Origin of the sequence: Iodidimonas sp. MBR-22, from assembly GCF_029946565.1 — a bacterium.
In the GTDB taxonomy this organism is placed as follows: Bacteria; Pseudomonadota; Alphaproteobacteria; order Sphingomonadales; family Rhodothalassiaceae; genus Iodidimonas; species Iodidimonas nitroreducens.
In genome coordinates this window covers 91,281-103,878 of sequence record NZ_JARKVQ010000009.1, presented here as the reverse complement: position 1 = coordinate 103,878, position 12,598 = coordinate 91,281, and the positions used below count along the sequence as shown (strand labels likewise).

Here is a 12,598-nt window from a genome sequence, read left to right as displayed (position 1 = left end):
ATCAATAAAGGCCGCTAAACGGCTCTTTTTGCCGAGCGGGCAAGGCCACCATAAAGATCGAACATGGCTGATCGCCATTGGCAGATCAGATCATCATCATCCAGAACCTGAAAATCAGAGCAGCAATGGGCCCAGACGAAAGCCCCAAAGGCCAGATAATCGGCAAAAGCCGGATGATCGCCGCAGATAAAGGGCTGATCCTTCAAGGTGGCGCGCAGGGGATCAAGGCTTTGGCGAAAGCGCGGCAAGGCCTGTTCGCGATTGGCTTTTACGTCTTCCAAACGGGAGCCAAGGCGTTTTTCCCGGCTGGTGCGGAAATAGGTCTGATCCTCGGGGTCGAGGCAGGCGCAGATATCGGCCGCCAACATCGGGAACAAGCCTGCCAGAATCGTCCGGTCCACCCAGTTTTTCATGAAAAAAGCCTGTCCCCGGCCAATGGCCCCGCCAAAAAGCGATGGCCGTTCGGGATAGCTGTCTTCCAGATAGCAGGCGATGGCCCAGCTATCACTGACCCATTGGCCCTGATCCTCGATCACCGGCACGGTGGATGAGCCGGAGGGCGCAAAGGCTGATTTATCCCCAAAGCGGGTAAAAACCCGCTCGGGCTCGATCCCCTTATGGGCCAGCGCCATGCGAATGCGCCACACATATGGCGAAAAGCTCAGTTCTTCATCGCTGCCGGTCAATTCGAATAAGCGCATTATGTCCTCTCCCCATGGTGTCTCGTTTGGCCGCGGGGGAGTGTGCCTTTCCGGGCTAAGGAGCGCAAGCCATCAAGTTGAATTCAGCCGGGACCAGATGGCCGACAAGGGGCATGAAGCTTTAATCGCCATCATGCATTTCAAAATTGCCCGATCCTGAAATCGAGACAGATTTGACCAGTGGCTTGCCTGAAACCTCGACATCACCCGAGCCATTGATCTCGACCGAGATGCTCTTGCCCGCATAGACATCGGCATCGCCCGAGCCATTGATTTCGATGGCCACCTGATCGCAGCGCAAAGCACGCATATCGAGATCCCCCGAACCATTGATAGAATAATCGGCCGCACCGCAGGTGCCATCGGCCATAATATCGCCTGAGCCGCTGATTTTGGCAGAGAAACGATCGGTTTTAATGCCCTTGATGCTGGCATCCGATGAGCCATCGATCATGATGGCATCAAGATTGGGGACGCTGATGGTGGCCAGCAATTTATCGGATGAACGGAACCGGCCTTTCATATCGATGATCAGCGTTTTGTCTTTGACGCTGGTTTTGATGCGGTCCTGATCATCCTGTTCGGCCCTGATGGCAACCGATTGGCTTCCGCCAACCATGATATTGGCATCCATCGACCCCTTGATGCGGATTTTTTCAAAGGCGGGCAGGTCGCGTTGTTGGGTGATGGGCTCAGCCAAGGATGGGGCGGCGCCCATCATCAGTAGGGCAAGGATGGTGAGGGGAATGCGCTTTTTCAACATGGGATGTCCTGACTGTCGGAGTTATTCATATAACAGATTTATACATATCGAATATGAGTATATTGTGCAAGTCAGGACTGTGCATCTGCCATTAAAAAAGCCCGCTGTGATGAACACAGCGGGCGAAGTTTGGGGAATGCTCAAGCGCACGATCAGGAAAAAACCACGAACGCAGCGCTCTATTGCATCGGGACCGCAATTGCAAAATAGAATGCAACGAAATCAGGGTACGGGATTTTATGTCTATGTCAATAAAAAAACTTATCTAAAGTTTCTCAAAGATCCGTGATTTTGTACTTTATAGTTTCTTAACTGTCATCTGCCGACATCTGTTCAGCGGCGCGGACCCTGGCGATCTGCGCCGCTGTGATGGCGGGGGCCTCATTATCGAATGTCTGGCGCAGATAGCTCAACAGGGCGGCCAGATCCTCATCAAAAAGCGTGGCAAAGCCGGGCATGATATTATCATGGCTGCGCTGTTCGGGCGGCAGATCGGCGCTGCCATGCAAAATGAAGCGGATCAGGGCCGGGGCCGGGCCATTAAGCCGGGGCGATGACCATAATTCAGGCTGCATATTGGGAACGCCGCCCCCATCGGCCTGATGGCACACCAGACAATGCTGGTCATAAACCGCCTTGCCATGGGTGCTCAGGCTATCGTCGGCCGCCGCTGCAAGCGACCCCGGGACGGCGAGCAACAGCCCGCCAAAAATGACCCTAGCGGCCTTCATAGGTGACTTTCCAGATCCGCCCTGCGGCATCATCGGCAATATAAAGCGCGCCATCGGGGCCAACAGCAAGGCCGGTGGGGCGATGCTTGGCGGCGCGGGGCGAGGCGAGTTCATCCGTTCCCTTGAAACCATCGGCAAAAATGATGGGTTCGCCGGTGACCAAACCCTCGGCATCCATGGGGATGAAGGCGACATTATAGCCCGCCTGGGGCAGGGGGGCGCGATTCCAGCTTCCGTGAAAGGCGATAAACGCCCCATGCCGGAAAGCATCGGGAAAGGCACTGCCATCATAGAAAACCAGATCATTGGGCGCCCAATGGCCGGGGAAAACACTGAGCGGTTCGGCATAATCGGCATCTGTGACCGGTGTTTTGCCATCGCCGCCATATTCCGGTGCCACCATCCGTTCGCCCCGGATATGATCCCAATAGCTATAGGGCCAGCCATGATCGCTGCCTTCATAAGCCTTGTGAAATTCTTCCGCAGGCAATTCGGCATTTTGCTGATCATTATAATATTGCGGGAAAAGCTGGCTCAATTGATCCCGACCATGGCTGAGAAAATAAAGGGCATCGGCGCTTTTGTTCCAATCCATGGCCAGCCCATTGCGAATGCCGGTGGCATAAAGGCTGCCATCCTTGCCATGCACCTGCCCCGTTTCATTGGCATTAAAATGCCAGATTCCGGCCTGAAGTTCTAGCTGCGGGCAAGGCTTCAGCCCCATACTGCCCGGGGTGCGGGCGCGTTCCTGACAGGCATTGGAGGGCGCGCCAACCGTGACAAACATCGCCCCCTTGCCATCAAAGGTCATGGGCTTGGTGGCATGCTGGCTTTGCTCGGGAAAGCCGCTGACGATCACTTCAGGCGCGCTGGTGGGTACCGGATCATCCCCGAGCTTGTAGCGACCGATTTTCGTGTTCGAGCTGAAATAAAGCCAGCCATCATGGATGGCGAGACCGGTGCCGCCATAATCGCCAAACAGTTTTTGGCGATCCGCTTTGCCATCCCCATCATCATCGCTCAGCGCCCACAGCCAGCCGCCATCCTTTTCGCCATAGAGCGAGGCATAAACCGTGCCATCGGCGCGTACCGCCAGATGCCGGGCCCGGCCCAGATCATCGGCAAACAGGGTGGCCTTGAAGCCCTTGGGCAGGCGGATCGAAAGATCGCTATCCACTGTGCCGCTTTCTGCCGACCATTGCGTCCTATCTTGCTTTTGCTCGGATGGATCTTGTATCTGTGCGCTGAGTTGAGCCGGGGCCATCAAGCCAAGGATCAGCAGTGAATATGTGGGCCAGCGTTTCATGACGGTCCTCCTTTGAGAGAAATGCGCTTAATCTATTTTAGGGTTCATCCCGCTAAAGACAACCAGAGAACGCCCCATGTCATTAAATAAGGCCCGCCCCGAAGCCATTGATGTTTTATTGACCCGCCGATCCGTGAAAACCCGGGACATGATCACCCCCGGGCCGGATGCGCAGGCGTTGGCCCGGATTTTAGAAGCCGCCATGCGCGTGCCCGATCATGGCAAGCTCACCCCTTGGCGGTTTTTCGTGTTTGAAGGCGAAGGGCAAGAAGCCCTGTCGGCGATCATCACACAGGCTTTTCAACAGGAAAACCCCGATTGCACCTCAGCCCAATTAGCCAAGATGGAAGGCTTTGCCCGGCAGGCCCCGCTTTTGGTGGTGCTGGCCTCCTGCCCATCGGATGCCAAACCCATCGCGCTATGGGAACAGCAGCTTTCCGCCGGGGCCAGCGCCATGGCGATGCTGATGGCGGCGCATATGCTGGGCTATGTGGGGCAGTGGCTGACCGATTGGCCCGCATACAGCCAGGCCGTGCACAACCATTTGGGCCTGGGTTCAGGCGACCGGATCGCCGGATTTTTGTTTTTTGGCAGCGCCGCAGCACAGCCCGCAGAACGCCCGCGCCCGGATATGGCTGATCTGGTGCGCTTTTTTGGCACAGAGGCGGATGAGGGGGAATAAGCGGCTCCCGCCTTTATAAGGGCCTATAAGGACCGCGCTAAAACCGCCAAAGCCTGGCCCTGAGCATCATCGCTTTCAATCATGGCAATGATCCGGGTGGCCTGCTCGATCGCCGCCACATCGGCCAAAGCCTCGGCCATGGCGACTCGCGCCCGATCCCGCTCGAAACGCGAATCTTCATTGGTCAGGAGGGCGATCAGATGGTCGCTCAAGGCCTGTACGATGGGCCGGGAACCCGGCAAAGCCGCCAGGCGCCGGATCAGGGCGCTTTGTTCACGCAGGCCCGTGACGGATTGGGCAAGCTTTGCGGCGCGATCAATATGGCCACCAAGGGTGAGAGCATGAACGGCATCGGCAATGGCGATGGGGCGATCATAATCGGATCGCACCCCTGCTGCCAGATTCGCCGCCCGATCCGCATAATCTTCGAAATTCGCCTGATCCCCCAACGCTTGGCTGGCCAGGGCAAGCCCGGCATAAAGCCGCGCCCGTTCATGATTAAGGGAAAGGGCGCCCAAGGCTTCGCTGGCTTTGGCGATCAGATCCCGGGCCGTTTCGGGCTGGCCACGCTCTGCCTCGATCCGGGCGAGGCGGGTTTCCCCCAAAGCCTTGAGCAGATCATGATCAAGATTATCAAGGCGATCCATCAGGGCGGATACCGGAAGATCGGCATCATTTTGATCTTCATTGGCCAGCCATTCGATCATCGATACGGTTGAACGCAAAGCCAGCAGCGGTTCCTTGATGCGATCAAGATGATCCAGTGCGGCGGCGATATTGCCGCGCCGCGCCTCGGCCAAGGCAATCTCGCCAAAGGCATCCGCTTTCAGGAAACGATCATTAAGGTCGGAGGCGATGACGATGGCCTCTTCGCTGCGCCCGATTTCGGTGAGCGGCCCGACAATCAGGGCCAGCTTTTGTTCGGTGCCGATGGAAATGCCGATATCGCGGGCCGCCTCAAGCGCCAGATCAAGGGTTTGGCCGGCGCGATCCTGATCATCGATACGCGCAAAGCTTTTACCCAAAGCGATCAGCGTATCCACCCGGGCGATGGGTAATTCTTCTTCGGCGGTGACCAAAAGGGCCGAGGCCAAAGCGCAGGTGCGATTGGGATTTTCCAAGCAGCTTTCAATCATCTGCGATGAGGCACTGGGGGTTTCCAATTCAGCCTGTGCCAAAAGCGTGGGGCGATCTTTAGCCGCCGCCCGAAAGCCGCTATCAGCGGGAGCAGAGGCCGCCATGCATAAAAAAGCGGCAAAGCCTGTGCAGGCGGTTTTAAGCAGTGTCATGGAAACTCCTGTTCGTCTGTGCCTGTTTGGCTTTGCCTGTTCGTCTGTGGCCTTGCCCTATTGGCCTTTGGCATAGCATAGGGCCTTTAAAAATGCGACCAACTCCGGTTGCGCCACCCCGGTGATATGATCGGGCGTAAAATGGCGCTGTGCGGCCCGCACGATCTGCATGGTTTTATGATCATAAAGGCCATTAGGGTCGAGATCATAGCCGAAGGCCATCAAGTCATATTGCAAGTCTGTGACAGAAATATTGCACGCCGGGTCAAGGGTCTCGATTTCGGGAAAAAGGCCAAGGCCGTGTCGGGCCAGCAAAGCCCAGGGGAAGCGCTCTCCGGGATCGATTTTGCGGGCCGGGGCCACATCGCTATGGCCCAGAAGATGCCAATCGGCGATGGGATGGCGCTGCCGGATATCGTGCAAAAGGGCGATCAGCCGATCAATCTGCGGTGCGGGAAAAGGCCGATAACCTAAGCCATGGCCGGGATTGACCAATTCGATCCCGATGGACCGGCTATTCACATCGCTGATCCCCTCCCAGCAACTTTTGCCCGCGTGCCAGGCGCGATGATCTTCGGCCACTAGCCCATAAAGGGTGCCATCCTCATCAATCAGATAATGCGCCGAGACCAAGGATCGTGGATCACATAAGCGGGCCAGCGCGGCTTTGGCGCTGATCATGCCGGTATAATGCAGCACCACAAGATCGGGCAGATCCCGCCCCAAAAGCGGATGTCGGGGGCCGAAATTGGGCGATGGCCGATGGATTTGGGTCAGGTGGCTATCCATCTCTTTATCCAGATCAGGGGTGGCAGATCAGGGGCGGTTGGTGGCTTTTTTTCGGGCCCGCAGGCTGATGATCAAAACACCGAGCAGGGTCATCGCGCCGCCCAGAAGATCGCTGATGCTTAGATGTTCATCAAGGAATAAAACGGCGGTGAGCACAGCAAAAACCGGCGCCATCAGCAAAAAGGGGCTGACCAGAGTGACCGGGTATTTTTGGTAAAGATAATTCATCCCGCCATGGCCCAGAATCGAGGCCCCAAGGGCGGAATAAGCGATGGCCGCATAGGCCTGCCATGGGGCCGTCCCCAAGGCTTCAGCTTGGCCAAATTCGAAAAGTGACGATAAAAAAAGCGAGCCGGGAATGGCGGCCAAAGCAGTCCATGCCTGCACGGTCATGGGATGGGCCCCTTTGATCCGGCGCATCAGGATCGCCACCACGGCATAGGAAAAGGCGGAAAATAAAACAAGGCCGATGGATGTGAGGGTGGTGGTGCCCCCCGGCTCGAATCCCAAAACCACGACACCGGCAAAGGATAGGGCAATGCCGGAAATCCGCCAGATGCCGATTCGCTCATTCAGAAAGATAACCGCCAGAATCACCGCAAAAGGCACATTGGTTTGGGCAATGATCGCGACGGGTGCCAGATCGACGGACACCGCCATCGCCAGAAAAACACTACCGAAATGGAAAATCCCGAGGATGCAGGCAAGAGACAGCAGAATTTTCATCTGCCCCCTGACCGGCTTCAAAAAGGGAAACAGAACCGTCAATACCATGGCAAAGCGGATGGCATTGGCCAAAAGGGGTGGAAAATGATCCACCGCCACTGCGATGGCTGCAAAATTCACCCCCCAAAGCAGGGTGATAAGCAAAACAAACAGGATATGGCCAAGGCTCATGCGGCAGTCCGGGATAGGATGCGTTTTGGCGGCATGATCACTGGTTTCTTTGCGCTTTTACCCGATCATAGGCGGCATTGATGGAAGCCAAACGATCATTGGCAACGCTGATGAATTCACGCGGCAGACCCATGGCCATCAGGCGATCAGGATGGTTCTCCTTGATCAGCCGATGATAGGCGGCTTTGAGATCGTCATCGGCAATATCGGGTGAAACGCCAAGGATCGTATAAGGGCTGTTGCGATCCGCGCCGATATGACGCGCCGACAGGGCTTCGAATTCGGCATCGCTAAAGCCGAAAATACCCGCCACCTTGTGCAGGAAATCAATCTCGGCCCGGTGCACCGAGCCATCGGCCCGGGCGATATGAAACAAGGCGTCGAGCAAATCTTCCAAAACGATGGCGCGATCCTTGAACAGGGCCGCAACCTGCCTGGCATAGACCTCGAAACCTGCGGTATCCTGCCGCGCCATATCATAGACCCGGGCCACATTTTTCAATTCATGGGGGGGCACATCGAAAATGGCGCGAAAGGCATCCACTTCATCTTCCGTTACCTGCCCATCGGCCTTGGCCATTTTGGCGGATAAGGCGATCACCCCGATGGTAAAGGTGATTTTTCGGGTTGCATCATCCTCATTCTCACTTCCCGTGATAAGGCGAAGCAAGCCGGATGCGGCGGAAAATAATGAGTCCCAAATCGACATGATGTCTATCTAGCCTTCGCTGCTTATGGGTTCCAGCAAAATCGTTTCACATATATCCATGAATATACACGTGGTTGTGATCAGAGGATCATTGTCGTCCCCCCCCGACACAGAATAGGATTTTGTTGCACGGGAGAAACAGGGACCTGATATGATTTCGACAAGCACCAATAAAGCCGCTTTTCCATTATTGCTTCAACGGATTGCCGTTTTCCTGTTCATGGGAATCTGGACTCTGGATAAATTCGTTAACCCCACCCACACGGCGGGGGTTTTCTCGAATTTCTATGGCATTGATCTGGCGGCGGAATTGACCTGGGTTCTGGGGCTGGTGCAGGGGATTATTCTCATCGCTTTTCTTTTGGGTTTTATGAAAACCTTCAGCTATCTGCTGGTCTTCCTGATGCATGCGGTGAGCACAGTGGCCTCATGGAAGGTGTATCTGGCGGGTTTTGATGGCAATCTTTTGTTCTGGGCGGCGATTCCCGTTCTGGCCGGTTTGTGGATTCAATTTGCCCTGCGCGATTTTGATCGCATCACATTGGATGATCGCCTGAAAAAAGGCTTCACCGGCGATTGATCCGGGGCGATTGATCTGGGGCGATTGATCTGGCAATCATTTTTTTCGATAAGGCTTGAAGTTTGTTCTGCATGGCGCTTAGGGTCCCGACCTTAGCTCTATTTTGTTGCGCTTATGATTCATAAGCCATGGTAACAAAATATTTTCTCAGCCGAGCGGGGAATATGCGGTGTCGGGTGGCCAATGGCAATTCTGGATCGATCGGGGGGGCACCTTTACCGATATCATCGGGCGCAGGCCCGATGGCACCCTGATCAGCACCAAGCTTTTATCGGATAATCCCGATCATTATGATGATGCGGCGGTGGCCGGGATGCGGCGCTTGATGGCGGTGCCTGATGATGCACCTTTTCCGAAAGCCGAAATTTCCGGCATCCGCATGGGCACCACGGTGGCCACCAATGCCCTGCTTGAGCGTAAGGGCGAGCCGGTTGTGCTGCTCATCACCCGCGGTTTTGGCGATGCTTTAGAGATCGGCCAGCAAAATCGTCCGCATCTGTTTGATCTGGATATCCGCCGCCCCGCGCCGCTTTATGCCCATGTGATCGAGGTGGATGAGCGCTGTTCAGCGGATGGCGAGATCCTGATCCCACTGGATGAAGAGCGCTTGTTGGCCGATTTGCAGGCGGCCCGGCGATCCGGGCTGCGGGCGGTGGCGATTGTTTTTGTGCATGGCTATCGGTTTACCGCCCATGAAAAGCGGGCGGCCGAACTGGCGCGGGAAGCAGGGTTCGCGCAGATCAGCATGAGCCATGATGTGGCCCCCCTGATCAAGCTGGTGCCCCGGGGGCATACCACCGTTGCGGATGCTGGCCTCAATCCCGTTTTGCGCCGCTATGTCAGCCGGCTCGATGCTGCTCTGGGGGGCGTGCCGCTTTTTTTCATGCGTTCATCGGGGGGCCTGGCCAAGGCGGATCATTTTCGCGGTCGGGATGCGATTTTATCGGGGCCTGCGGGGGGTGTTGTGGGGGCTGTGGAAACGGCTTTGGCTGCCGGTCATGATCGGGTGATTGCCTTTGATATGGGGGGCACATCAACGGATGTTTCTCATTATGCCGGGGCTTATGAGCGCAGTTTCGATGCGGAAATCGCGGGGGCCCGGCTGATGGTGCCGCAGATGCTGATCCACACGGTGGCGGCGGGGGGCGGCTCGGTCTGTTCCTTTGATGGTCAGCGCCTGCGGGTGGGGCCCCAATCGGCGGGGGCCGATCCCGGTCCTTTATGCTATCGCAAGGGTGGGCCTTTAACGATCACCGATTGCAATGTGATGCGTGGCGTCCTGGCCCCGGATCATTTCCCCGCCATTTTCGGCCCCGATCAGGCGCAAAAGCTGGATCGCGATGGCGTGGTGGCCGCTTTTGAGGCGCTGGCCCAACAGATCACAGCGCAGCAGGGTGCCGAAATGTCGGGGCAGGCGGTGGCGCAGGGCTTTATTACCATCGCGGTGGAGCATATGGCCCGGGCGATCAAAAAAATCACTGTTGAGCGCGGCCATGATATCAGCCGCTACAGCCTTGTGGCTTTTGGCGGGGCGGGGGGGCAACATGCGTGTTTAGTGGCCGATGCTTTGGGGATGAAGCGGGTTCTGCTGCATCCTTTGTCGGGGGTTTTGTCGGCCTTGGGGATGGGCCTTGCCGATCTGCGGGAATTGCGTGAGCAGGCGGCTGATCTGGCTTTGGATGATGATCATGAAGCGGCCATCGCCCGATCCCTTGATCAGATCGAGGGCGAAGCCCGCGCTGCTTTGGCCGATCAGCTGGTGCCACCGGATCATCCGGGCGCTGATTTAGGTGCCGAGGCGATCCTGTGCACGCGTCAGGTCCATGTGAAATATCGCGGCAGCGACAGCACCCTTCTGGTGCCCTTTGAAACCGTGGCCAGTGCACGGGCGGCTTTCGAGGCGGCACATCGGCAGAATTTCGGCTTCATTGATGAGGGCCGCCCGATGATCGTGGATGCGGTGAGTGTGGAGGCTGTGGCGAAGGGCGAGAAAAGCGCTCTGGCCCTTGAGGCCTGTTCGGGATCGCATCAGCCGCTGGAGCATCGGCCGATCACCTGCCGGGATGAGAATGGCAGGCTGGCGCTTTTGGAAGCCCCTTTTTATCGGCGGCCAGATCTGGCGGTGGATCGCCCGATCGCAGGGCCTGCGGTCATTCTCGATGACACCGGAACCTATGTGGTGGAACCCGGCTGGCAGGCGGTACGCACCGGGCGCGACGATCTTTTGATGGAACGGGTGGCGGCACGCCGGGTGCGCACGGGGGATGAGGACAGGCCCGATCCGGTGCTGCTCGAGGTGTTCAACAATCTGTTCATGAGCGTGGCGGAAAATATGGGGGTGGTGCTGGCCCGCACCGCCCATTCGGTGAATATGAAGGAACGGCTCGATTTTTCCTGCGCGGTGTTTGATCGCAATGGCAATCTGATCGCCAATGCCCCCCATATGCCGGTGCATCTGGGCTCGATGGGGGAAAGCGTAAAGGCAGTGATGGCCGCCTTTGCGGGGCAATTTCATCCCGGTGATGCGGTGATGATGAACGATCCCTTCAATGGCGGCACGCATCTGCCCGATATTACTGTCGTCACCCCCGCTTTTATGGAGGGCGATGAGGGGGGCGGCACACAAAGGGAGCCGCAGTTTTATGTCGCCTCGCGCGGCCATCATGCCGATATCGGGGGCATCGCGCCGGGATCGATGCCGGCGCAATCGGTGGATATCCGCGAAGAAGGCGTGTTGATCCCCCCTTGCCTGATCCGCCACCAAGGCCGGTTTCTGGAGGATGATCTCCGCAAGCGTTTGGGCGAAGGCCCATGGCCCGCGCGCAATCCCGATCAGAATATCGCCGATCTGAAGGCGAAGCTGGCCGCCAATGAGCGGGGCGTGGCCGAGGTGAGGCGGCTCGTCGATCTTTATGGGCTTGCTGTGGTGGATCGCTATATGGGCCATGTGCAGGATAATGCCGAAGCCTCGGTCAAGGCGGTGATCGATCGGCTTGAGGATGGCACGGCGCGCTATGCCATGGATTGCGGGGCGGTGATCGAAGTCGCGTTGCGGGTGGATCGGCAGGCCCGCACCGCCGTGATTGATTTTACCGGCACATCGGGCCGCCACGGGGGCAATTTCAACGCCCCAAAGGCGATCACCCGGGCCGCCGTGCTTTATGTGTTTCGCTGTCTGGTGGGGGCGGATATTCCGCTCAATGATGGCTGTTTGAAACCTTTGCGGCTGATCATCCCTGAAGGCTGCCTGCTCGATCCGGCTTTCCCTGCGGCGGTGGTGGCGGGCAATGTGGAAACCAGCCAGGCCATCACCAATGCTTTGTTTCTGGCCACCGGCGTTTTGGCCGCATCGCAAGGCACGATGAACAATCTGACCTTTGGCAATGCCCGCCATCAATATTATGAAACTATTTGTGGTGGCGCCGGGGCCGGGGATGGCTTTGCCGGTGCCTCGGCGGTGCAAACCCATATGACCAATTCCCGCATGACCGATGTCGAGATTCTGGAACAGCGCCTGCCCGTGCGGATCGACAGTTTCAGTATCCGCGAACAAAAGGATAGCCAAAGCCTGTGGCCCGGCGGCGCGGGGGCCTTGCGCTCGATCCTCTTTCTTGAAGATATGGAGATGAACCTGCTCTCCGGGCATCGCACCATTGCGCCTCCGGGTCTGGCCGGCGGGCAGGATGGGGCCGTGGGTCGGGGCAGGATCATCCGCGCCGATGGCCGGGTGGAAAGGCTGGGTGCCGTGGAAAAGGCAAGCCTTTACGCCGGGGATAGGCTGGTGATAGAAACTCCGGGAGGCGGGGGCTATGGGCGAGCCTGACACGCGCTTTGCACAAACGCCAAAGCCGCCTTATGTCGCGGTGATTTTTACCAGCCTGCGTACAAAATCCGATGGCGATGGTTATCAGGCCATGGCTGATGAGATGGACCGATTGGCGGCCCGGCAACCGGGCTATCTGGGCCTTGAATCCGCCCGCGATGGCGAAGGGTTCGGCCTGACGATCAGCTATTGGCGCGACGCGCAATCGGCCAAGGCATGGAAGACAAATGCGCGTCATCTGGCAGCGCAAAAGCGGGGGCGGGCGCTTTGGTACAAGGCCTATCATGTGCGGATTGCCACAGTCGGGCGGGACTATGCTAAAGTCTGA

At 57.5% G+C, this 12,598-nt stretch carries 12 protein-coding genes; 4 read left to right on the top strand and 8 right to left on the bottom strand.

The window, feature by feature from the left end:
- Positions 1-14: 14 nt before the first annotated feature.
- From QK300_RS08645 to QK300_RS08630, 4 genes are all read right to left on the bottom strand, one after another.
- Positions 15-701 carry a glutathione S-transferase N-terminal domain-containing protein gene (locus QK300_RS08645; protein WP_281301291.1) on the bottom strand — a complete coding sequence of 229 codons (687 nt, stop codon included), beginning with the start codon at positions 699-701 and terminating at the stop codon, positions 15-17.
- Between the two features lie 121 nt (positions 702-822).
- Complete coding sequence (locus QK300_RS08640; RefSeq protein ID WP_281301290.1) at positions 823-1,464, bottom strand: head GIN domain-containing protein; 642 nt, start codon at positions 1,462-1,464, stop codon at positions 823-825.
- A 308-nt stretch (positions 1,465-1,772) separates the two neighbouring features.
- Positions 1,773-2,195 carry a cytochrome c gene (locus QK300_RS08635; protein WP_281301289.1) on the bottom strand — a complete coding sequence of 141 codons (423 nt, stop codon included), beginning with the start codon at positions 2,193-2,195 and terminating at the stop codon, positions 1,773-1,775.
- The gene (locus QK300_RS08630) at positions 2,182-3,501 is read right to left on the bottom strand and encodes a PQQ-dependent sugar dehydrogenase (protein WP_281301288.1); all 1,320 of its coding nucleotides are present in this window, start codon (positions 3,499-3,501) and stop codon (positions 2,182-2,184) included. Before QK300_RS08630 ends, QK300_RS08635 begins: the two co-directional genes overlap by 14 nt.
- A 76-nt stretch (positions 3,502-3,577) precedes the next feature.
- Here QK300_RS08630 and QK300_RS08625 point away from each other — a divergent pair, with 76 nt between their 5' ends.
- Positions 3,578-4,183, top strand: a complete 606-nt coding sequence (locus QK300_RS08625) for a nitroreductase (RefSeq protein ID WP_281301287.1) — start codon at positions 3,578-3,580, stop codon at positions 4,181-4,183.
- Positions 4,184-4,206: 23 nt separating this feature from the next.
- On the opposite strand, the gene QK300_RS08620 is transcribed toward QK300_RS08625, so the two are convergent.
- From QK300_RS08620 to QK300_RS08605, 4 genes are read right to left on the bottom strand one after another with little or no spacing between them, the layout of a single operon-like run.
- The gene (locus tag QK300_RS08620; RefSeq protein WP_281301286.1) at positions 4,207-5,472 is read right to left on the bottom strand and encodes a hypothetical protein; all 1,266 of its coding nucleotides are present in this window, start codon (positions 5,470-5,472) and stop codon (positions 4,207-4,209) included.
- A gap of 57 nt (positions 5,473-5,529) precedes the next feature.
- Complete coding sequence (locus QK300_RS08615) at positions 5,530-6,261, bottom strand: N-acetylmuramoyl-L-alanine amidase (RefSeq protein ID WP_281301285.1); 732 nt, start codon at positions 6,259-6,261, stop codon at positions 5,530-5,532.
- Between the two features lie 27 nt (positions 6,262-6,288).
- Complete coding sequence (locus QK300_RS08610; protein ID WP_281301284.1) at positions 6,289-7,158, bottom strand: DMT family transporter; 870 nt, start codon at positions 7,156-7,158, stop codon at positions 6,289-6,291.
- A gap of 37 nt (positions 7,159-7,195) precedes the next feature.
- Positions 7,196-7,867 carry a molecular chaperone DjiA gene (locus QK300_RS08605; protein ID WP_281301283.1) on the bottom strand — a complete coding sequence of 224 codons (672 nt, stop codon included), beginning with the start codon at positions 7,865-7,867 and terminating at the stop codon, positions 7,196-7,198.
- 151 nt (positions 7,868-8,018) lie between these two features.
- On the opposite strand from QK300_RS08605, the gene QK300_RS08600 reads away from it, so the two are divergent.
- The 3 genes from QK300_RS08600 to QK300_RS08590 all read left to right on the top strand — a co-directional run bounded on the left by QK300_RS08600 (position 8,019) and on the right by QK300_RS08590 (position 12,598).
- Positions 8,019-8,447 carry a hypothetical protein gene (locus QK300_RS08600; protein ID WP_281301282.1) on the top strand — a complete coding sequence of 143 codons (429 nt, stop codon included), beginning with the start codon at positions 8,019-8,021 and terminating at the stop codon, positions 8,445-8,447.
- Positions 8,448-8,616: 169 nt separating this feature from the next.
- A complete protein-coding gene (locus QK300_RS08595) occupies positions 8,617-12,270 on the top strand; it encodes a hydantoinase B/oxoprolinase family protein (protein WP_281301281.1) in 3,654 nt (1,217 codons plus the stop codon).
- Entirely contained in the window at positions 12,257-12,598 is a 342-nt protein-coding gene (locus QK300_RS08590; protein ID WP_281301280.1) for an antibiotic biosynthesis monooxygenase, read from the top strand. The genes QK300_RS08595 and QK300_RS08590 overlap by 14 nt, the downstream gene beginning before the upstream one ends.